23 protein-coding genes are annotated in these 19,569 nt (G+C 62.7%); 14 read left to right on the top strand and 9 right to left on the bottom strand.

Annotated elements, in window-relative coordinates:
- Positions 1-144 precede the first annotated feature (144 nt).
- Positions 145-333 carry a YdcH family protein gene (locus QM659_RS12905; protein ID WP_127076969.1) on the bottom strand — a complete coding sequence of 63 codons (189 nt, stop codon included), beginning with the start codon at positions 331-333 and terminating at the stop codon, positions 145-147.
- Positions 334-647: 314 nt separating this feature from the next.
- On the opposite strand from QM659_RS12905, the gene QM659_RS12900 reads away from it, so the two are divergent.
- Entirely contained in the window at positions 648-854 is a 207-nt protein-coding gene (locus QM659_RS12900; protein WP_127076968.1) for a YdcH family protein, read from the top strand.
- 424 nt (positions 855-1,278) lie between these two features.
- Here QM659_RS12900 and QM659_RS12895 read toward each other — a convergent pair whose 3' ends face one another.
- The 5 genes from QM659_RS12895 to QM659_RS12875 all read right to left on the bottom strand — a co-directional run bounded on the left by QM659_RS12895 (position 1,279) and on the right by QM659_RS12875 (position 5,341).
- Positions 1,279-2,127, bottom strand: coding sequence for a tetratricopeptide repeat protein (locus QM659_RS12895; RefSeq protein WP_415188705.1), 849 nt, complete (start codon positions 2,125-2,127; stop codon positions 1,279-1,281).
- 120 nt (positions 2,128-2,247) lie between these two features.
- A complete protein-coding gene (rpsU, locus tag QM659_RS12890) occupies positions 2,248-2,478 on the bottom strand; it encodes a 30S ribosomal protein S21 (protein WP_013419901.1) in 231 nt (76 codons plus the stop codon).
- Positions 2,479-2,570: 92 nt separating this feature from the next.
- A complete protein-coding gene (locus tag QM659_RS12885; protein ID WP_415188704.1) occupies positions 2,571-3,701 on the bottom strand; it encodes a 5-(carboxyamino)imidazole ribonucleotide synthase in 1,131 nt (376 codons plus the stop codon).
- Entirely contained in the window at positions 3,688-4,185 is a 498-nt protein-coding gene (gene purE, locus QM659_RS12880) for a 5-(carboxyamino)imidazole ribonucleotide mutase (RefSeq protein WP_303482618.1), read from the bottom strand. Before purE ends, QM659_RS12885 begins: the two co-directional genes overlap by 14 nt.
- 139 nt (positions 4,186-4,324) lie before the next feature.
- Positions 4,325-5,341, bottom strand: coding sequence for a polyprenyl synthetase family protein (locus QM659_RS12875; RefSeq protein WP_127076964.1), 1,017 nt, complete (start codon positions 5,339-5,341; stop codon positions 4,325-4,327).
- A 140-nt stretch (positions 5,342-5,481) separates the two neighbouring features.
- On the opposite strand from QM659_RS12875, the gene QM659_RS12870 reads away from it, so the two are divergent.
- The 10 genes from QM659_RS12870 (at position 5,482) to QM659_RS12825 (ending at position 12,829) form a co-directional block, all read left to right on the top strand.
- Positions 5,482-5,733 carry a DUF2007 domain-containing protein gene (locus QM659_RS12870; RefSeq protein WP_303482623.1) on the top strand — a complete coding sequence of 84 codons (252 nt, stop codon included), beginning with the start codon at positions 5,482-5,484 and terminating at the stop codon, positions 5,731-5,733.
- A gap of 15 nt (positions 5,734-5,748) precedes the next feature.
- A complete protein-coding gene (locus tag QM659_RS12865; RefSeq protein ID WP_415188703.1) occupies positions 5,749-6,510 on the top strand; it encodes a tRNA1(Val) (adenine(37)-N6)-methyltransferase in 762 nt (253 codons plus the stop codon).
- Between the two features lie 221 nt (positions 6,511-6,731).
- The gene (locus tag QM659_RS12860; protein ID WP_127077229.1) at positions 6,732-7,595 is read left to right on the top strand and encodes a S49 family peptidase; all 864 of its coding nucleotides are present in this window, start codon (positions 6,732-6,734) and stop codon (positions 7,593-7,595) included.
- Between the two features lie 81 nt (positions 7,596-7,676).
- Positions 7,677-7,835, top strand: coding sequence for a hypothetical protein (locus tag QM659_RS12855; protein ID WP_415188702.1), 159 nt, complete (start codon positions 7,677-7,679; stop codon positions 7,833-7,835).
- A 101-nt stretch (positions 7,836-7,936) separates the two neighbouring features.
- Complete coding sequence (locus QM659_RS12850) at positions 7,937-8,515, top strand: GNAT family N-acetyltransferase (protein ID WP_415188701.1); 579 nt, start codon at positions 7,937-7,939, stop codon at positions 8,513-8,515.
- 232 nt (positions 8,516-8,747) lie between these two features.
- Positions 8,748-10,076 carry a bifunctional phosphopantothenoylcysteine decarboxylase/phosphopantothenate synthase gene (locus QM659_RS12845; RefSeq protein WP_415188700.1) on the top strand — a complete coding sequence of 443 codons (1,329 nt, stop codon included), beginning with the start codon at positions 8,748-8,750 and terminating at the stop codon, positions 10,074-10,076.
- Positions 10,073-10,531 carry a dUTP diphosphatase gene (gene dut / locus QM659_RS12840; protein WP_415188699.1) on the top strand — a complete coding sequence of 153 codons (459 nt, stop codon included), beginning with the start codon at positions 10,073-10,075 and terminating at the stop codon, positions 10,529-10,531. The genes QM659_RS12845 and dut overlap by 4 nt, the downstream gene beginning before the upstream one ends.
- 143 nt (positions 10,532-10,674) lie before the next feature.
- Entirely contained in the window at positions 10,675-11,250 is a 576-nt protein-coding gene (locus tag QM659_RS12835) for a GNAT family N-acetyltransferase (RefSeq protein WP_127076958.1), read from the top strand.
- Between the two features lie 369 nt (positions 11,251-11,619).
- Positions 11,620-12,396 carry a ceramidase domain-containing protein gene (locus QM659_RS12830; protein ID WP_415188698.1) on the top strand — a complete coding sequence of 259 codons (777 nt, stop codon included), beginning with the start codon at positions 11,620-11,622 and terminating at the stop codon, positions 12,394-12,396.
- Between the two features lie 61 nt (positions 12,397-12,457).
- Positions 12,458-12,829 (top strand): hypothetical protein, encoded by a 372-nt coding sequence (locus QM659_RS12825; RefSeq protein WP_415188697.1) that lies wholly within the window; start codon positions 12,458-12,460, stop codon positions 12,827-12,829.
- Between the two features lie 31 nt (positions 12,830-12,860).
- On the opposite strand, the gene QM659_RS12820 is transcribed toward QM659_RS12825, so the two are convergent.
- Entirely contained in the window at positions 12,861-13,607 is a 747-nt protein-coding gene (locus QM659_RS12820) for a class I SAM-dependent methyltransferase (protein ID WP_415188696.1), read from the bottom strand.
- A gap of 230 nt (positions 13,608-13,837) precedes the next feature.
- On the opposite strand from QM659_RS12820, the gene QM659_RS12815 reads away from it, so the two are divergent.
- Both QM659_RS12815 and QM659_RS12810 read left to right on the top strand, forming a co-directional pair.
- Entirely contained in the window at positions 13,838-16,234 is a 2,397-nt protein-coding gene (locus QM659_RS12815; RefSeq protein WP_415188695.1) for an efflux RND transporter permease subunit, read from the top strand.
- A 71-nt stretch (positions 16,235-16,305) separates the two neighbouring features.
- On the top strand, positions 16,306-16,716 hold the full coding sequence (locus QM659_RS12810) for a hypothetical protein (protein WP_127076952.1): 411 nt from the start codon (positions 16,306-16,308) through the stop codon (positions 16,714-16,716).
- A 104-nt stretch (positions 16,717-16,820) separates the two neighbouring features.
- On the opposite strand, the gene QM659_RS12805 is transcribed toward QM659_RS12810, so the two are convergent.
- Entirely contained in the window at positions 16,821-17,492 is a 672-nt protein-coding gene (locus tag QM659_RS12805) for a molecular chaperone DnaJ (RefSeq protein WP_415188694.1), read from the bottom strand.
- A gap of 46 nt (positions 17,493-17,538) precedes the next feature.
- Entirely contained in the window at positions 17,539-18,270 is a 732-nt protein-coding gene (locus QM659_RS12800; protein ID WP_415188693.1) for a VWA domain-containing protein, read from the bottom strand.
- A gap of 364 nt (positions 18,271-18,634) precedes the next feature.
- Between QM659_RS12800 and QM659_RS12795 the strand changes: the two genes are divergently transcribed.
- Positions 18,635-19,569, top strand: a 935-nt coding sequence (locus QM659_RS12795; protein WP_415188692.1) for a Clp protease N-terminal domain-containing protein, incomplete at its 3' end; no start/stop codon positions are given.

Genomic DNA, 19,569 nt, shown 5'->3' with positions numbered 1-19,569 from the left:
GATTGCGGCGACGCGCGGCGGCCAAAGAGGGGCGTGTTATAAGGGGCGCGCGGAGCGACAGGAAGGAACGCGGTAGGGGAGGGTGACGGCGTTGTGGCCTGAGCGGCAGGTCATGCCCTGCCGCCTTGGCCCGTTTCGGAGGTGTTACGCCCTGAGAGCGACGTCCTCTCCGGATTTGAACTTTTCTATCTTCTCCTTGAGAAGGAGCTTACGGCGCTTTAGTTCGGAAACCTTCAACCCGTCGACGAGAGGCCGAGCCATTTCAAGCTCGATCTGCCGCTGAATGGTCTGGTGCTTCTCTTTGAGTTCCTCGATATGCGCAATAAGGCTCATTTCCGGCCTCCACTTTTGTTTAACCCTCCTATGGCAATCCCAATTTATGGCGAAAAAATGACATAATTGGCGCCAAGTCATGACGAGGTTGCATGGCGCATAATCGGCAACCTGGAATTCCTTGCAAATTTGCGCCATATCTTAACAAATTCCTTCGACCGTCTTCAAAATCCCATGAGAATCTTTCCAATCCGTGCTACACGTTGCGGATCGAGGAGATTGCGCTTTTTCGGAAATTCGGGATTCGTGCTATGATGAAATTCGTAAGCGATTTTTCGGGGCCGAGTATTTTTGGCGTCATCCCCGGGGGTTTGATGAACACTTCGGAAGATGGAGGTGTGCGCCAGAAACTCGCACAGCTCAGACAGGAACATCGCGATCTGGACGATGCGATCACGGCGCTTGAGAGCGCTCCGGATCGCGACCAGCTGCGTCTTACGCGTCTCAAGAAGCGCAAGCTCTTTCTCAAGGACAAGATCGCGCGTTTTGAGGATCAGCTTCTGCCCGATATCATCGCCTGACTGTCGGATTGCCGGCGGTCCCAGAAAGACACAAAGCCGAGCGTCCTTCGGAATCGGCTGCGAAAGCGGGGTGGCGTCCCGGTCTTCTTCCCTGCTGACAAGCTCGCGGACAACGAGCGCGAATGCCCAAAGAGCGCATCGCAGCCTCGTAATGTAGACCTGATGAAAATGCCTCCCGCTCGGGACGCGGTCTCAAGCTCATTGCTTTCAATCGATCCGTGACGCTCGCGTAATAGGGCGTTATCGGCCTGTGTACGCCAGCGCGCAGCTCCGCAGAGCCCGGCGCGCGTGTCCAGAATTGATTGCGCTCAGCCGGCGGTACCCGCGAGGGCGCCGAAAAGCGCTGCATCGATGAGGAGAAAATACGCGATCTTTCAAGCGCCGATCGCGGCCGCCCGCCGAATGCGGCTCACGCCGGATGCCTTTACGCGTCTTCGCCGCCGACGCGGCGCAGGCCCTCATAGGCGACGCGGCTTTCCCGATTGATTTGAAGCGCGCGCTTGTAGGCGACTGCGGCTTCCTTGCGGTCGCCCATGGCTTCCGCAGCCTGACCAGCCGCCGCCCACGCCTCGTAATTGTTGACTTTGTTGGTCCCGGCCACCTGGAAGTCCTCGAACGCCTTCTTGTAATCCTGCATGACCATGAAGCTCTGGCCGCGCGCGAAGTGCGGGTCGGGCGCGTCGGGCCGGTAATTCACGGCGACGTTCAGATCGTCCAGCGCGTTGCGGTGATCGTTCATGGCCTGATGGATCAAGCCGCGGCTGTAATACGGCGCGGGATCGTCGGGCTTGAGTTCTATGGCCTTGGTGAAGTCTGCCACGGCCAACGGATAATTGCGCTGGTCCTTGTAGACATTTCCACGGCCGACATAGGCTCCGGCGTAGTCCGGCTTGATCGCAAGCGCCTGATTGTAGTCGGCGAGCGCAGCGTCATACCGGCCCATCTTCAGATAGATCAGCGCGCGGTTGTTATAGGCTTGATAGAATTGCGGATTGATCTGGATTGCGGCCGTGAAATCGGCGATGGCACGCTCGCCATCACCCGCCTGGCCATAGGCTGTGCCGCGCAGGTTAAGCGCGCTCGCATCTCGCGGGTTCTTCGCGAGAACCTGTGAGATGGACGCGATATTGTTCCTCGGGTCGACCTGCGGATTGTTCAGACGGTCGGCGGCACGCTGATCGCTTACCCCTGGGGTTTCGCATGCTGCCAGCGAGAACCCCGCAAGACATACGACACCCGCCGTCAACGCTCTTTTTATCGTCCCCGTCTTCACAATACAGGCTCCACCCTCGCGAAAGGCTCTCAAGTGACGCCACAGTGAGCCCCGAATGGGGCCACAATCGGATGGCGGCGCGAAACCTCTCGCCGGCTGTGTATAATTTGAAACGAAGACTTATCGTGCTGCGGCGCGGCCGGGAGCAACGATGCCTTCTCTCTGAGCCTTCTTCCGAGCGAGCTTGCGGGCGCGGCGCACGGCCTCGGCCTTTTCGCGGGCTCTCTTTTCGGAGGGCTTTTCATAGTAGTTACGCAGCTTCATCTCGCGAAAGATACCTTCGCGCTGCATCTTCTTCTTGAGCGCCTTCAGCGCCTGATCGACATTGTTATCGCGAACGTGTACCTGCACGCTGACTCCCTTGGTTCGAATTGGGCTGGAATAAAAAAGCCCGCACGAGTGCAGGCCATTGCGCGCACTCTATCAGGCTTTACCCTGTCTGTCTATTTCAAGCTTGATGTAGCGCGCGGCGCGCCACGGTAGTTTTCCACCGGTGATATTTGGGTCACATGCCCGAGCTTGCGACCGTCCTTGATCTCCGACTTGCCGTAGAGATGCAGGGACGCCCCGGCATCGCGGCTCAGGATGTCCTGCCACTCCAGCACATCGGCGCCAAGGAGATTCGTCATGACCGCGTCGGAGTGCCGCTCCACGCTGCCGATAGGCCACCCCGCGACGGCACGGATGTGATTTTCGAACTGGCTGATAATGCAGGCTTCCATCGTCCAGTGACCGGAATTGTGCACGCGCGGCGCGATTTCGTTCACGAGAACGTGCTCGCCATCGGGCATGACGAAGAATTCAACGCCAAGCGTTCCGCGATAGTCGAGCGCGGCGGCGATGCGCGCGGTGATCTCCTGCGCGGCGGCCTGCTGCGCGGACGAACATGCGGCGGGGACGATGCTCTGATGCAGAATGCCGTTCCGGTGGCGGTTCTCCGGGCAGTCATAGGCCGACACCGCGCCGTCGGTTCCGCGCACGGCGATGACTGAAATTTCAAGCGCGAAGTCGACCATGCCTTCGAGCACGCAGGCTGCCGAAAAGTCCTTGAATGCGTCGCGAAGCTCCGCCTCGCTCGACACCCGTGCCTGCCCTTTGCCGTCGTAGCCCTCGCGGGCGATCTTGAGGATGCCTCGCCCGCGCTGCGCGAGGAACGCCGCGGCGTCGGCGAGGTCCGCTTCCGTCTCCACGACCGCATAGGGCGCGGTGCCAAGGCCCAGCGCCGTCAGGAAGCGCTTCTCTGCGATACGGTCCTGCGTCACGGCGGCGGCGCGAGCGGGCGGCCATACGGGCGTGCGCAGCGCGGCAACCTCCAGTGCCGCAGCGGGCACGTTCTCGAATTCGAAGGTGACGACGTCGCAATTCTGCGCGAAGTCAGCAAGCGCCGCCTCGTCCGTATAGGGCGCGCACCAATGCAACGACGCGACCTGGAAGGCCGGGCTGTCCTCCTTCGAGGAATAGACGGCCGTCTTGAAGCCAAGTTTTGCGGCGGCTACGGCGAGAAAACGCCCGAGCTGGCCGCCACCGAAAATGCCGATGGTCGAGCCGGGCGGCAAAGGCTCACGGAACGTCATTCGGCTTTTCCGCTACTTTTGCCGAGCGATTTGCGCGCCACGCGTCCACGCGTGCCGCAAGCGCCGCGTCGCCAAGCGCGAGAATCGATGCTGCGAGCAGACCGGCGTTGGTTGCGCCCGGCTCGCCAATCGCAAGCGTGCCGACCGGAACGCCTGCCGGCATCTGCACGATGGACAAAAGCGAATCCTGGCCCTTCAGCACGGTCGTCGCGATGGGAACGCCGAGAACGGGCAATGTGGTGAGCGCCGCTGTCATTCCGGGAAGATGCGCGGCTCCGCCAGCGCCCGCCACGATCACCTTGAAGCCCTCGGTTCGCGCCGACTTGGCAAAGGAATAGAGCCGATCCGGCGTTCGGTGAGCAGAAATAACGCGGGCCTCGTATGAGACGCCGAGTTCGTCAAGCACGGCCGCGGCGGCGCGCATGACGGGCCAGTCGGACTGGCTGCCCATGATGATGGCGACAGGGGGCGGGACATTGGTCATATGAAAGTACAAATCACGGAATTGCGCGCGCCGGAAGCGGCATTGTGATCGCAGATCGCGTTACTTATGCGTTTTCCAGTGTCAATGCATGCACGCATGCCGACGGATGGCAGACCGGCGTGCGCCGCTCCGCCATCGATCAATGCATGCGCGCGATACTGAAATCCACCGCGTCGATCAGAGCCTTGCGCGCCTCGCCGGCGGGGAAGATCGAGAGCGCCTCGCGGGCTTCCTTGCCGTAGTAGACCGCGCGCTGGATCGTTTCCTCGATGGCGTTATGACGTCGCATGATCTGGATCGCGTGTTCGAGATCGCCGTCCTCGATGGCGCCTTCCTGAAGCGTGCGCCGCCAGAAAGCGCGTTCCTCGGGCGTTCCGCGCCGATAGGAGAGCACCACGGGCAACGTGATCTTGCCCTCGCGGAAGTCGTCGCCGACGCATTTGCCGAGGCTCGCCGCTTCGCCCGAATAATCGAGCGCGTCGTCGATAAGCTGGAATGCAAGGCCGATGTTCGTCCCGTAAAGCCGAAGCGCTGCCTGCTCTTCGGCGCCTCGATCCGTCAGGATCGCGCCGATCTCAGCCGCCGCGGCGAACAGCGCGGCCGTTTTTGAGATGATGACGTTGAGATATTCTTCCTCGGTCGTGGCCAGGTTCTTCGACGCCGCAAGCTGCCAGACTTCGCCCTCGGCGATCACGGAAGAGGCTTCCGACAGCACCTTCAGCGCGCCGAGCGAACCGACATCCACCATCATGCGGAACGCCTGACCCAGCAGGAAGTCGCCCACGAGCACGCTGGCCTGGTTGCCCCAAAGCATGCGCGCGCTCTTCTTGCCGCGCCTCATGTCGCTCTCGTCCACGACGTCGTCATGCAGAAGCGTCGCGGTGTGCATGAACTCGACCGAAGCCGCGAGCATGATGTGGCCGGTGCCTTCGTAGCCGCACATCTTGGCGGCACCGATGGTGAGCATCGGGCGCAGCCGTTTTCCGCCGGAATTGATGAGATGGCGAGCGAGCTCCGGGATCAGCGCAACGTCGGAGCGGGCTTGCGACAGGATGATGTTGTTGACCTCGGCCATCTCGTCATGGACAAGCCGCAGAAGAGGTTCGAGCGCTGCCGACGGATCGCTGCGCTCCTGAACTTGAGCCGCCAAGTTCATGATTTCCTCCAGATGTGCTGCTTGGGCATGATAACGGACTGGGCGAACCTCGTCAGGATCCCAGAAAAACACCGCTTTGATAAGTTAGCCACGTGGCTTAATGTCCCTGGATGCCTGTCCTGTCCGAAAAGGCTTGCTCGATGAAAGAGTTGCTGCGCACTACGGATATTGTGCTTCTCAGTTATGTCAACTCTTTGTTAGCCGACGCGGGGTTTTCGGTTCTCATCGCAGACGTTCACGTCAGTTCTGTAGAGGGGTCCATCGGCGCTTTTCCCCGGCGCGTTCTCGTCGCCGCCGAAGACTGGGAGGAAAGCGCGAAGCTCCTCACGGATGCCGGCCTTGGCGATCAGATCGCTGGGCGGGCTGTCTCCGGCGGCGTCTTGCCGACGTAATATCGCAAAAACCCCATGACGAGTCCGGTCACTTTCACGTGTGATGCTTTCCTTGATGGCCGTGTAACCGTTCGGCAACCGAAGCCGGGCTTCAGGTCAGGCCTCGATGCTGTGTTTCTGGCGGCAGCATGCCGGGCGCAGGCAGGCGAGCGGGTGCTCGAAGCGGGATGCGGAGCGGGCGCGGCTTCCTTGTGTCTCCTTGCGCGTGTGCCCGGCGTGAGCATGACCGGCGTGGAAATCGATGCCGGGTTGGCGGCGCTCGCGCGGCAGAACGCGACCGACAATGGCTTCGGCGCGCAATTCGATATCGTCAACGCCGATCTCACGCTTTCCTGGGCCGAGCTTGACGCTGCGGGCCTCCTCCGCGAAGCCTACGACCACGTCATCGCCAATCCGCCGTTCTTCGAGCATGGCCGCACCCGCCCATCCAAAGACGCGCGAAACGGTCGCGCCCGCGCCATGGCGACAGGCGCTTTCGAGGACTGGGCACGCTTTCTGGCCGCCGTCGCCCGCCCGTCCGCCACCGCGACGGTGATCCATACGGCAGAGGCTTTGCCGCAGATCCTGGCCGCGTTCGATCGAAGGTTCGGGGCCCTGAGCATCCTTCCACTGCATCCGAAGCACGGCGCACCGGCAATCCGCGTCATCGTCAGCGGCATAAAGGGAAGCCGCGCGCCAGCCTCGATCCTGCCGGGATTCGTTCTTCACGAGGCCGACGGCAAGCCGACCGTGGCAGCCGCCGCCATCCTGCGTCACGGTCAATCACTCCACCCGTGAGCCACTCCGGCCCATGAGCGAGAGCGCATCCGGCGCGCGCGCTTTGCCACATGTGCCCGGTGCAACCCTGCGGCGAATGGCTTGTTAACCTCGTTCCCATACACACATGTGTCATAAATTTACGAAGCCGCGTTTCTCCGGCGAGCGACGAGGTAAACGTGATGCGGGTTTCCATGGACGTCGACAGCGAGCACTCTTCGACCACACGCCCTAATACCTCGATGTGGGGCAACATATTTCCGGGCAGCCTTTTTTCCGGCGGACGGACGACCATTCCCGTTGTGCGCCTGAGCGGGACCATCGGGGCGGCATCGCCGTTGCGGCAGGGATTGACGCTATCGGGCTGCGCCACCGCGCTCGACCGCGCTTTCGCCGCCAAAGGTCCGGCGGTCGTCCTTCAGATCAATTCGCCGGGCGGCTCGCCCGTGCAGTCGCGCCTGATCTACGACCGGATCGTCGCGCTCAAGGAGGAGCACGACAAGAAGGTCTATGCCTTTTGCGAAGATGTGGCGGCCTCGGGCGGCTATATGATCGCCTGCGCGGCGGATGAAATCTACGCGGACGGCTCGTCGATCGTCGGCTCCATCGGCGTGATCTCGGCCGGGTTCGGCTTCGTTCACCTTATCCACAAGCTCGGCATCGACCGGCGCGTGTATACGTCCGGCGAGAACAAGATGCAGCTCGATCCGTTCCGGCCAGAAAAGCCGGAGGAAATTGCGCGGCTTAAGCGTCTTCAGGCTGTTGTCCACGAAGATTTCATCGCGCTCGTGAAGGAGAGCCGGGGCGACCGCATCGCCAATTCCGGTGGCAACTTATTCACAGGCGAGTTCTGGGCGGGAAGGCAGGCCCTTGAACTTGGCCTGATCGATGGCATCATTGATCTCAGGGCAAAGATGCGCGCCGAGTATGGAGATAAAGTGCGGCTTAAGCTTATCTCCACTGAGCGCGGTTTCTTCAGGCGGAAAGCGGGAGTGGGCGTTTCGGTTTCCGGCACAGGGGTTGGTATCAGCTTCGCACAAGGTTTTGCTGATGATCTGATCTCTGCTCTCGAAGAGCGTGCGATCTGGGCGCGCTTCGGGCTGTAGTCGGCTTGGCCGACGCGTTCATGTAAATTGTCGGGGTTGTCAGTGATGTCACAGGTTTTTGCTGTTGCGTTGGGAGCGTTCATGCTCGTCTTTGCCCTGCGCTGGCTCAGGCGCGAGGCTGACCGGGTCGAGGCGGCAATCCGCCGGACCGACCGTCGTATCCGGCGCGCGGCGCGTCCGGTCATAACAACTCCCTTGATGTTCGACGCGACGGCAGGGGTTTATCGTCCCGTCGACTGAGGCCGCCGAAAAAGCGCTCACCACCCTTTATGCGAACGCTGGCGCAAGCTTGGCGGAAGGGTTAGCTTGGGGCCTTTCGTCTTCGGCTTCGCGATGGTGTCATGACAAACAGAGACGCGCGAGACGCGGCAGCCATGCCGGTTTCGGTGCGCAACGCGCGAGATAGCGACATGGCGGCCGTTCAGGCCATCTATGCGCATCATGTGCTGAACGGCTTGGCGAGTTTCGAGGAAGTGGCGCCGTCCGTCGGCGAAATGGCGACGCGCCGGAAAAGCGTGCTCGCATCCGGCTTGCCTTATCTCGTCGCGGAACGCGGCGGCGCGGTCGTTGGCTATGCCTATGCCGGACTCTACCGGCTACGCTCGGCCTATCGCCATACGGTCGAGGATTCGGTTTATGTCGCCGACGGCCTGCAAGGCTGCGGCATCGGCAGTTCGCTTCTCGGCGCGTTGCTCGCCCGGTGCGAAGCGGGGCCATGGCGACAGATGGTGGCGGTCATCGGCGACAGCGGCAATGCCGGTTCCATCGCGCTGCATCAGCGCATGGGCTTTCGTCCGGCAGGCGTTCTTGTCTCCGCCGGATTCAAGTTTGGCCGATGGGTGGATAGCGTTCTCATGCAGCGCCCGCTGGGCGAAGGGGATCGCACGCTTCCGGAAGGCGACCGTGAAACATCGCCTTAAGCGCCGCTTTTGTCCGTTGAAAGGGCGCAAGCGGGGTAACAGCTTCGGGTGACGTCGATCGGCTCTGGGTGCCTTCCTTGTAAGCGATGAGCCGCAGGGGCGCGACCGTCCCGCAAGCCTTCCGCCTTTGATCGTACCGCCGGGCCGCCCGCACACCTCTCGGCAGGTGACCGCCGATGATGACTCCCGCCGTCGGCCGCTGTAGGATTTCGCCGCAATCGGAAAGCCGGACATGCACGGAAAATCCATCCTCCTCATCATCGGCGGCGGCATCGCGGCCTATAAATGCCTCGACTTCATCCGCCGGGCCAGAGAACGCGGCGCGAAGGTTCGCTGCGTGCTGACGCGCGCCGCGCAGGAGTTCGTGACGCCGCTTTCGGTGGCGGTGCTGTCCGAGGAGCCCGCGTTCACCGAGCTTTTCGACCTCAAGAACGAGACGGAGATCGGTCATATTCGCCTTTCGCGCGAGGCCGACCTCATCATCGTGGCCCCCGCCACGGCCAACCTCCTGGCGAAGATGGCGCACGGCATCGCGGACGACCTCGCCAGCACCGTCATCCTCGCGGGCGACAAGCCCGTTCTCGCCGCGCCCGCCATGAACTGGCGCATGTGGACGCACCCGGCCACGCGCCGCAATCTCGCGCAACTTGCCGCCGACGGCGTTCGTTTCGTCGGCCCGAACGAAGGCAGCATGGCCTGCGGCGAGTGGGGTGTCGGCCGCATGGCGGAGGTGGACGAGATCATCAGCGCGGCAAACGCCATTTTTGAGGGCAACGCGGCTCGTCCTTCCCATCAGAACGGCAGAAGGCTTTGCGGCAAGAGTGCAGTTGCGGCCGAGAAAGCCGCCGAGAAAGAGGATACCTCCAGCAGCGAAGAACTGGCGGGGCGGCACGTGCTCGTCACCGCCGGGCCGACCTACGAGCCGCTCGACCCCGTCCGCTTCATCGGCAACCGTTCGAGCGGAAAGCAGGGCTACGCCATCGCCGCCGCCGCCGCACGTCTCGGTGCGCGCGTGACGCTCGTGGCCGGACCGACCGCGCTTCCCGATCCCGGGGGCGTCGCGACGGTGCATGTCGAAACCGCGCGCGAAATGTTCGACGCGGTCGAGGCCGCGCTCCCGGCGGACATTGCCATATTCGCCGCCGCCGTTGCCGACTGGCGCGCTGCCGCAGTCGAGCCGGAGAAAATCAAGAAAGGCGAAGACGGCCCTCCCCAGCTTCGTCTCGTCGAGAATCCCGACATCCTCAGGACCGTTGCCTCGCGCGGGACAGGTCGCCCGTCGCTTGTCATCGGGTTCGCTGCCGAAACCGGCAACGCGCTCGCGCTCGGCTCGAAGAAACGCGCGAGCAAGGGCGCCGACTGGATTGTCGCCAACGATGTCTCGCCGGAGCGTGGCGTCTTCGGCGGCGATCACAACGAAGTGCATGTAATCCGCAACGAGGGCGTGGAAAGCTGGCCTGCCCTGTCCAAGGAGGACGTGGCATTACGGCTCATGCGCGCGGCGGCGGAACATCTCAGCGCGGTGTGCCGCGCCACCTCCCGACAAGAAGGAAGTTCATGAGCGAGGTCGTCGTCCGATATAATGTGCTGCCCCATGGCGAGGGATTGAACCCGCCCGCTTATGCGAGCGAGCACGCCGCTGGTCTCGATCTGGCGGCAGCGCTGGAGCCGGGGCACGCTCTGTTCCTGGCTCCGGGGGAGCGCACGCTGATCCCGACCGGCATCGCTCTGGAGCTGCCGCATGGATATGAGGGGCAGGTTCGCCCTCGCTCCGGGCTGGCGCTCAACCACGGACTGACGGTCCTGAACGCGCCCGGCACGATCGATTCGGATTATCGCGGCGAGGTACAAGTTTTATTGATCAACCTCGGCAGCGAGCCCTACGCCATCGAAAGAGGCTTCAGAATAGCGCAACTCGTGATAGCCCCGGTGACGCGGGCGAGACTGGAAATTGCTGACAAACTTCCCGCGACAAAGCGAAACACCGGTGGCTTCGGTTCCACAGGTCAATTGTAAACATGGCGTTTTCATTCGGCGGCATAGGTGCCATGCGCCTATGTTTCGCGCTCTTCGCACTTGCACAATGACGGCGCCTGCTACAATTGTACGCCAAAGGAGCCGAAACATTTGGCTCGCAACCATCCAGAAGGAGGTTCCCAATGCCTGAATCTCACCTCTGGGGAGGAACGATCAGAAAGATGTGGTTGTCGGAAGCCGACAAATTCCGCGATCACCTCTTGAGACTTGACCGTGACAGTCGCCGGATGCGCTTCGGCATGGCTGTGAGCGACGCCTTCATCATCGACTATGCTTCGCGGCTGGGAGAGATGAAGTGCCTCGTCTACGGTTTCTTTGTCGAAGGAGAAATGCGCGCCGCAGCGGAGATGCGGCAGATCGGCGATGCGTGGTCGGCGGACGCCGAAGGCGCGTTTTCGGTGGAGCACGACTATCAGAACAGGGGCGTCGGCACCGAACTGCTGGGCCGCATCATCCGCGCGGCGCGGAACCGGGGCATTCAGCGCCTCTACATGAACTGCCTCGCCGAGAACCACAAGATGCAGCGCATCTGCCGCAAGTATGAGGCGGAACTGCTGTTCGATCACGGCGAAGTCGTCGGGCGTGTGTTGCCCGCGCTACCGACCTACATCTCGCTCTGGGAGGAAGCCGTTGACGACACGAGCGGCTTCGTGATGGCGATGATCGACCTGCCGGTTCATTCCGAACCGGTGGCGTGAAACGACGGGGCCGCTCAACGAAGCGGCCCTATTCGCCTCATGGGGCGACCGCGCTTTCGCCTTCGCGATGGTCCGCTCCCTTCATGGCCGGAGATGCGATTGCCTCCCTGCTCGATGCGCTAAACGGGGCGAACGCTGACGCCGCTTATCTCCGCCAATTGTTCCTGAGACCATGCCATCCTCAGGCGTGTGGGTTTTACTCGTCCCCGTTCGAAATCGTCGCCATGATCTCTCCTTGCGCAGCAGAAAACCCCGTTCGTTCAGGACACGCGGGGTTCAGGCACCACGCTGCGTTTCATGCAAGCGGATTATTGCCCGCGCGACGCGGCTCGGCTAAAGCTCGTGAAGTAAAGGCAAAGGAGAGCGCCCATGGACTTTGGCAGCCTGCTCGAATCTCTGTCCCGCCCTGTCGACATCTACTGCGAGCGGACAGGCGCCTCCTTTGACGCGGAGCCGCTCAACGCGATCTCCAATTTCGCTTTTCTGATTGCTGCCTGGGCCGCCTGGAAGCTCAGGTCGCAGAAAGGGGACGATGCGCACAGTGCCGCGATCAAGGCGCTCTGCATCCTGATCGGTGTCGTGGGTGTCGGCAGCTTCGTCTTTCACACCATCGCGACCAAGTGGGCGGAGTGGGTCGATGTCATCCCGATCCTCGTCTTCATGATCTTCTATTGCTGGATGATACTGACGGTGTTCTTCCAATGGTCGGCATGGCTCAAGGCCGCCGCTTGCGTCCTTCTCTTCGCCACCACCTTCTATCTTGAGGCGGAGGAATTCGCCCCTGTTCTGTGGGGCGGCGCGATGTACCTGCCGTCGCTTTTCTTCATGCTGGCGGCGGGTGCGGGAATCTGGCTGCGGAATGCGGCGGCGGGCCAGGCGTTCTACGCCGCGGCCGCTGTGTTTGCCGTGTCGTTCACCGCGCGAACGCTCGACATGCCGCTCTGCAACGACATCCCGGTCGGCGTTCACTACTTCTGGCATCTGTTCAATGCGACCGTGCTTTATCTGCTCGTGAGAACGTTGATCCTGCATGCGCCAGCCCCGAACGCCGCGCCTGGCGCCAGTCTCGGCTCCGCCGGCTGGTCCCGAGCGGCCTCCGCGTCGACAGAAAACGGACTCGGCTTTCCTCTGTTTCCTCAAAATTGACGTTTTGCAGTCCGATCTTCAAAAAAATGAGACCATCACCAAGTATTCAATGAGGTTGTTCGTGAAAAAGTCTTCATGTTTCGTGGTTGCATGTCTTTTTTCACTTGGCCTTGTGGCCGGATCGGCTGCGGCGCAGACGACGACTCCCAATCCCTTCGGAGGCACGGCACAGACGGGCACCCCCGCGCAAACCGCTCCTGCGCCCAAGAAGGCAAAGGCGCCCGCCGCTCTCGGCACCGGCCAGTTCGCGAGCGAGACCGAAGCCAAGGCGAGTTGCCCCGACGACACGGTCGTGTGGGCCAACCTCTCGTCGAAAGTCTATCATTACGCGACCGCCAAGACCTACGGGAAGACAAAGCGGGGCGCTTACATCTGCGAGAAAAGCACCGCCGCAGCCGGCTTCCGCGCCGCGAAGAAAGAACAGCGCCCTTGAGTGATGCGCGCGCTTGGCGGGCCTGATGCCGTCAGATCTTGCGTGCGACCACGAGTTCAAGCGTTGTCCACGCCAGCGTCTGAAGCGTTCGCGGCTTGTCGACCTTAAGCCCGGCGGCATCGAGCGCTTTCGCGTATTCGGCGCAATGCTCGACATCCGCGATAGCCGCAATACCGCGTGGCCTCAGAACCCGCGCGATTTCGCGGCATGCCGCAGCTCGCGCCGCTTCGGTGTCGAGCGTATGCAGGAACAGGAGCGAAAGCACCACATCGAAGGAGTTGTCGACAAAACCGATATCGCGCGGGTCGTCATTGCGTAATTCCACGCGGTCGGCAAAGCCCGCCAGTTCGAGATTGCGCTGTGCATCTTCGATCGTCGCAAAGGCCCGCTCGCTTTCCCACGCATCGATGCCGACAACCATCCCGGTTTTCAGGCACTTCGCCGCGCCGATGGCCAGCAGACCGCGTCCGGTGCCGAGGTCGAGCACGGTTTCGTTTCCGTGCCAGCGAATGAGGTTCAGCATGCGATCGCGTACGACGAATTTGCCCCTGAGCGACCAGGCGAGCATGAGCGCACAAGCGCCGAGGCTGAGACAGCCGAGCGCGAGGAGCGTCGGGCCGAGAAGGGGGACCGGCGCCCCCGCGGCCTTGTGAGACGGCAGCAGATACCCCGCCGCAAGGGCGCCGATACCCGCGAGGAAAAGCCGCGCAAGTGCCTTTGGCTTGTCGATCCCATAGTCCGGCTTGAGCGGCCGCCGTGTCCGCAGAGCTTGCTTCATTGAGGTTTAATCTAACTCGGCAATGGTGCAGTTGCGACGGCTTCGTGGGGAGCCATGGCCGGGCTCAATTAATTGTGTGAGGCAATTCGTCTCTTAAACAAACGCTCCCCGCAGCCCTTATTTGCGTCGGCTGTTAACGGTTACGCGGCGACGCGCGAGAGCGGTTTTCCGGGGTTGCGTGAGATTTGCCGGATGGGCCAGACAGACAGATTTCGAGGGGGCAGACTCTTATGGACGGCACTGATGGGAACCAGCGACACGCAGGCCCGGAGGCCAGAAGCCCCGCATCGCTCCCCCCCGCCAAGGCCGACAACCTCGTTCTCGGGGTCGAGCGTTCCGGGCTGATCGCACTGCGCACGCCCATCCTTTCGGCGGTTCTCGTCGCCCTTCTTTCCATCATTGCCGCTTTCGGGGTGGCCCGGCTGCAGGTGGACGACTCGCTCAGTTCGCTTTTCCGCTCCGACACGCCGGAGTTCCGCCAGTTCGAGGATCTGACGAAGCGCTTTCCCTCGCATGAGTTCGACGTGCTGATGGTGGTCGAGGGCGAGCGCCTCCTTCATCGGGACAGCATCGATCAGCTGCGCGACCTCGTGACCGACGTCCAGCTCATCGAGGGCACGCGAGGCATTCTGTCCCTGTTCTCGGCGCGCGAAGCTCCCGAGGCTGGCAAACTTCCCGGCCCCCTGTTCCCGGCGGACCTCCCCGACGGCCAGGAATACGACGCGCTCATCAAGCGTGTGCTCGCCAACGACATCATCAAGGGCAAGTTCCTGTCCGACGACGGCAAGCTTGCGCTCATTGTCATCGCCATCGATCCTGCCGTCGCAAACGGAGACCGCATTGCCGATGTGGTGCGGCAGATCCGCGAAACCGCCGCGCTGGATCTCGAAGGCTCCGGCCTCAAGGCCGAATTGTCGGGCGTGCCGGTAATGCGCCTCGAAATCCGCACCGCCGTCGAGCGCGACCAACTCCTCTATAACGGCATCGGCTTTCTCGCCGGATGCCTGATCGCGATCATCTTTTTCCGGCGCCTGTCGTTCATGGTCATCGCCGCCGCGCCGCCTCTGCTGGCGATCCTGTTCGCGCAAGGCGCGCTCGGCTGGATGGGCTTCACGCTCAACACATTCCTGAACGTGATGACGCCGCTCATCATGGTGATCTCGTTCTCGGACAGCATGCAGCTCACCTTCGCCGCGCGCGACAGGCTCATCCGTGGCGACAACAAATATCAGGCGTTCAGGAACGCGATCCTGATCGTCGGCCCCGCCTGCGTGCTGACACACGCGACGGCGGCCTTCTCCTTCGTGGCGCTCCTGTTCTCAAGCTCCGACATGATCCGCCATTTCGGCGAAGGCGGCATCATCGCCACGGTGATCGCGCTCGTCACCGTCATCACCGTGCTGCCGCTGCTTGGCGTGCTGCTGGTGCGCAAGGAGACCACCTTCGCGGCCAGCATGAACGGAGCCGATACCGCCGTTGACGCGCTGCGCGCCTTCTGCGGATGGATCGCGCATCGTGTCGTGGCCCGGCCGGGGCTTTACAGCGCCATCGCCCTCCTCGCCGTTGCGGGGCTGGCCTCGATCTATGTCGGTCTCGAAACCCGCTATCGGCTCGCCGATCAGGTTCCCGACAAGCGGCAGGCCGTCGCCGCGAGCCAGCGCCTCGACGCGAAGCTCACCGGCTCGAACCCGATCAACGTCCTGATCGAGCTTCCCAAAGGCGTTTCGGCTTACGATCCGCAGGCGCTCAAGGTGCTCGCCGACGTGCACGCCGCCGTGGAGCATCAGAAGGGCGTCGGCAACGTCTGGTCCGTGGAGACGCTGCGCCGCTGGATCTCGGAGAAGCTCGGCCGCTCCGACATCGAGACTTTGCAGCGTTATATCGGCTATCTGCCGCCCCATCTCGTGCAGCGCTTCCTGGCGAAAGAGGGCGATGCGGTCGTCGTGTCGGGCTACATCCCGGACGAAGACGCCAACGAGCTTTTGCCGCTCGTGAACCAGCTCGACGCGACGCTGAACACCGTTCGCGAGGCCAACCCCGGCTATACGGTCGCCGTCACCGGTCTTTCCGCCGTCGCCGCCCGCAACAGCGCGCTGATGATCCAGCGGCTGAATATGGCGCTCACCATCGAAATCGTGTTCGTCGCCGCGTTTATCGGCCTCGCCTTCCGCTCCTTCGTGGTGATGCTGTCGGCGATCCTGCCTGCGATCATTCCCATTCTCGCCTCGGGCGTGTTGCTGTGGCTCGTCGGAAGCGGATTGCAATTCGCAAGCGTCGTCGCGCTGACCGTGTCCTTCGGCCTCGGCCTGTCGGCGACAATCCATTTCCTGAACAGGCTGAGGCGGGAGGACAGGCCCCGTCAGCCGCCCGAGCTTGCCGTGGAGCGCGCGACTGTGCTTGTCGGTCCGGCGCTCATCCTGACGACTGTGGTGCTTGCCTGCGGGCTGGCCGTAACGGTGTTTTCGGACCTGCCGTCGCTCAGGCTGTTCGGATGGCTTTCGGCCTTCGCGATGATCGCGGCACTGGTGGCAGATCTCTTCGTCCTGCGGCCAATCATTATGTTTCTCTTGCGCCTGACGCGTCGAAATGGGCTCGGGGTCGAAACGGAGGCGGAACCAGCCCAATAGAGCGCCGTTGTCGTGGAACCCTTTGTTTAGAGACGCGACCTTATGACGGACTCACAATCAGGAGGCGTACCGTGAAACCAATCCATGTAATGCGTGCCGGTTATGGTGCCGCCGTGGCGGCTGCCCTTGTCTTCTCGCTCAGCGCTTCGGCGGAACCCCGCGCCGAAGGATCTTCCATCGCCGGCTCTTGGAGCGGCGGCGGTACCGTCGTCATCGGCGGACAGCCGGAACGGGCCCGCTGCCGCGCGAACTACTCCGGTGGCGGTAGCTCCGTCGTCATGACGGGCACGTGCGCGACCGCATCCGGCAACGTCTCTCAGAGCGCGCGGCTGAAACGCGTCGGCGCCAACACCTATGTCGGCAGCTTCCACAACCCGCAATATGGCGTCACCGGCAGCATGCGCGTGACTGTGAACGGCCGGACTCAGAACGTGCAACTCAGCACATCGGCTGGTTCCGCTTCGCTGACGCTTCGCCACTAATGGAGCGAATTTGACATTTGAGACGCTCTCTCAAATGTCCAAATCTGAAGCTCCGATTCTGGAAGACCTCGGCAAGCCGCTTGCTTCGCCGGGGTGTCCCGCGATCAGACGCCGATATTTTTCAGAAGCAGATCCTTCGCGGCGTTGATCTGCGAGGCCAGATAATTCGAGCCCCCCTGATCCGGGTGGAAGCGCTTCATGAGATTTCGATGCGCTGTAAGCACATCGTCGCGTCTGGCCCCCGGCTTCAACCCGAGAATGAGATAGGCTTCATCAAGCGTCATCGCCCGCGACGGCCCCGCGTTCGCGCTGCTGCCGCGCGCCCCCGCGGACCAATCGGGAGAGACGCGATCGAGCCACGCCTCGAAAAGTTTCGCTCCCTGCGCATCGTTGGCGCGAAGTTCCGCGAGGACCTCCCCCCGCTCGGCTTCCGAAAGATCGTCGAGCGCCTTGCCCTCGAACCGCCCCTTGAGCAAGCGGCCCGAAATCGCCCCTGTCTGATGATCGAGCGTCATGTCGAGCCATGGCGTGCGCACGCCCGATGCGCCAGCGCCCGTGCCGATCTTGCCCTTGCCGGGAAACCACCCGGTTCGCTGCATGAAAGACCAGACCGCCATTCCGGCGAGCATTCCCACGCCGATATTGCGCGTGAGTACGAAACCCGCCACGAAGGCCGCGAGCACCACGCTGCCCTTGCGCAAATAAACCGCGAGCTTGCCCATATCCGCGCGCGACAGATAGCCGAGCAGGTAAAGGCCCGCTCCCAAACCGACCAACAGGAGAAAGAGCTGTAAAATAGCTGCGCCCCCGGCTTCTCAGCGCTTATCGTCTCGACATCTGTTCAAGCAGCACCGTAGGTGCGGCGCGGCCTTTTGCATAGTCTGCAAGTGCGCGCCGTCCACCGGCGGCGTAATGGGCGACGGCTTGCAGCAGTTCGCGAAGCTCGGCGGCCGAGCCCGGACCGAAACGGCAGGTCGCGCCGTTCGTCAGACGCGCAATTTCGCGGAATGCCGCCTGCGTGATCCCGTCGTCGCCTTCCTGAAAGAGGAACGCGGGCACCGACAGAAGGCCGAGCTTTCCGGCAAGATCGGCCAGTTCGTCGACATTTTCCTCCATGGCGTCGCCGACATACACGAGCGCGCTGACTTTACCCGCCCGAGCTTCGGCGAGCGCATGGTTCAGAACCTTGCGGATTTGCGTGTAGCCGCCCCGGCACGAAACTGCGGTCATGAGCCGGGCAAGCGCCCCCGCATCGCTTACCCAGCGGCTCGCCTTGCATTCGTCCGTGCCTCTGAAAAAGACAAGCTTCACATCGAGGCCGCCCACCGCCTTCACTGCGTCGAACATGTCGGCCTGCACCTTGAGCGCCATGTCCCACGTCGGCTGGCGGCTCATGGTGGCGTCCATCGCGAAGATCAGCCGCCCATGTCCGGAGGAGGGAGACGGCGTCGAGCGCATGCGATCGAGAAAGGCGTCGATTTCCGACCGGCCGCTCGGTTCTTCTGCGAGCGGCGTTTGCTCCTTTCCTGATGGCGGTTTTGTCAGTTTTGCCATGGCGTTCCCGAGCTGACCTAAAGACCTTGATATGGGCGGCCTCTTGCCATCCCGAAATGCCCCCCAGGGCCGCGTTTTTCCAAACGGCGCCTGCAATGTCCTGCTTCGCATGAGATTTTCGCGGATCATCGGATGCCGACAGGGTGTTATGCATGCCGAGCGGGCCTGAATCTCGGATTTGTTTACATTTTCCGTTTCATGTTGTGCTTTCCAGATCCGTGGCGTCCGCCTATTGTTGCGACGAAAAATGTGATCTCCTGCATTCGGCGCAAAACCGAGGCCGGGTTCCGATGATCGTGCCGGTAGATTTTCGGCGCGGGGCGCGCCTGATCGCGCATTCGCCTGGAAGGCCGTGGTGGGGACCATGAACGACCATTCCGAAGCGACCGTGGAATTGCCGCGGACCACTTATCTCGATCACACGCTGAGACGCGCGCGAAGCGCCGCGGAGCAGCGCTCGCATCGCTATGTCACGCTCGAACATCTGCTTTTCACGCTTCTCGACGACCCGGACGCGTCGCGGCTCCTCACGGTAATCGGTGCGGATGTGGCGCTCATTCGCGCCGCCGTCACCGACACGGTGAATAACAGAATGAGTTCGCTCGCGGTGCCGGATGGACGCCCGCCGAATTTCAGCTACAAGTTCGACACGCTGTTCATTGCGGCGTCTCAGGACGCGGCGCGGGCCGGACGCCATGAAATCGACGGTGCGCTCGCCCTTTTGGCGATAGCGCGGGAACCGGAAAGCAACGCGTCGGCGATCCTTGCGGCGAACGGCTTCAACCCGTCGGCGGCGCTTCACGCAATCGCGTCATCCCGCACCCCGCACCGGCCGCAGGAGACCGCTCCCCCGCCCGTGCCTTCCCAGCCCTTGACGCACCAGGAGGCAAACAAGCCGACTTCAGTCGCTCCGCCCCCTCAAAAGACGAGCGCGCCCGCTGCCGACGACGCTCAAGACGGCATGGACGACATGTTGGCCAGTGTTCGCGACATCCTCGAAGCCGAACAGCGGAAGGAAGCGGCAAGCTCTACTCCGCCGGCCTTCCCGGCGCTCTCAGCGCCGCCACCTGCAGCACCGGCGACGGCCGTGTCCAAGCCGCCGTCTCTCGGCCCCGCGCTCCCCGCGCAGACGCCGCCTCCCTTGCCGCAAAGCGGATACGCGCCGCACGACGACGCCCCGCGCCTTGAGCCGGGCTTCGGCCTCTCCGGCGATGGATATCCCGCCCTTCCGCCCCAGCCCGTGCCTCAACTCAGGACGGAGCCGCATCAACAGCCCTTGCCCAACGAAACGGCTCGGCC

Origin of the sequence: Rhodomicrobium sp. (assembly GCF_047605405.1) — a bacterium.
GTDB lineage: Bacteria > Pseudomonadota > Alphaproteobacteria > Rhizobiales > Rhodomicrobiaceae > Rhodomicrobium > Rhodomicrobium lacus.
Note: the sequence above shows the minus strand (reverse complement) of the source record. Positions and strands in the feature narration are given on the sequence as shown.

Excerpts from the sequence above, each read along its gene's own strand:
- QM659_RS12905 (WP_127076969.1), bottom strand. The coding sequence starts at position 333 with ATGAGCCTTATTGCGCATATCGAGGAACTCAAAGAGAAGCACCAGACC.
- dut (WP_415188699.1), top strand. The coding sequence starts at position 10,073 with ATGAGCGAGGTCGTCGTCCGATATAATGTGCTGCCCCATGGCGAGGGA.
- QM659_RS12850 (WP_415188701.1), top strand. The coding sequence starts at position 7,937 with ATGACAAACAGAGACGCGCGAGACGCGGCAGCCATGCCGGTTTCGGTG.
- QM659_RS12835 (WP_127076958.1), top strand. The coding sequence starts at position 10,675 with ATGCCTGAATCTCACCTCTGGGGAGGAACGATCAGAAAGATGTGGTTG.
- QM659_RS12875 (WP_127076964.1), bottom strand. The coding sequence starts at position 5,341 with ATGAACTTGGCGGCTCAAGTTCAGGAGCGCAGCGATCCGTCGGCAGCG.
- QM659_RS12800 (WP_415188693.1), bottom strand. The coding sequence starts at position 18,270 with ATGGCAAAACTGACAAAACCGCCATCAGGAAAGGAGCAAACGCCGCTC.
- QM659_RS12860 (WP_127077229.1), top strand. The coding sequence starts at position 6,732 with ATGTGGGGCAACATATTTCCGGGCAGCCTTTTTTCCGGCGGACGGACG.
- QM659_RS12865 (WP_415188703.1), top strand. The coding sequence starts at position 5,749 with ATGACGAGTCCGGTCACTTTCACGTGTGATGCTTTCCTTGATGGCCGT.
- QM659_RS12815 (WP_415188695.1), top strand. The coding sequence starts at position 13,838 with ATGGACGGCACTGATGGGAACCAGCGACACGCAGGCCCGGAGGCCAGA.
- QM659_RS12885 (WP_415188704.1), bottom strand. The coding sequence starts at position 3,701 with ATGACGTTCCGTGAGCCTTTGCCGCCCGGCTCGACCATCGGCATTTTC.
- QM659_RS12820 (WP_415188696.1), bottom strand. The coding sequence starts at position 13,607 with ATGAAGCAAGCTCTGCGGACACGGCGGCCGCTCAAGCCGGACTATGGG.
- QM659_RS12845 (WP_415188700.1), top strand. The coding sequence starts at position 8,748 with ATGCACGGAAAATCCATCCTCCTCATCATCGGCGGCGGCATCGCGGCC.
- QM659_RS12870 (WP_303482623.1), top strand. The coding sequence starts at position 5,482 with ATGAAAGAGTTGCTGCGCACTACGGATATTGTGCTTCTCAGTTATGTC.
- QM659_RS12855 (WP_415188702.1), top strand. The coding sequence starts at position 7,677 with ATGCTCGTCTTTGCCCTGCGCTGGCTCAGGCGCGAGGCTGACCGGGTC.
- QM659_RS12830 (WP_415188698.1), top strand. The coding sequence starts at position 11,620 with ATGGACTTTGGCAGCCTGCTCGAATCTCTGTCCCGCCCTGTCGACATC.
- QM659_RS12900 (WP_127076968.1), top strand. The coding sequence starts at position 648 with ATGAACACTTCGGAAGATGGAGGTGTGCGCCAGAAACTCGCACAGCTC.
- purE (WP_303482618.1), bottom strand. The coding sequence starts at position 4,185 with ATGACCAATGTCCCGCCCCCTGTCGCCATCATCATGGGCAGCCAGTCC.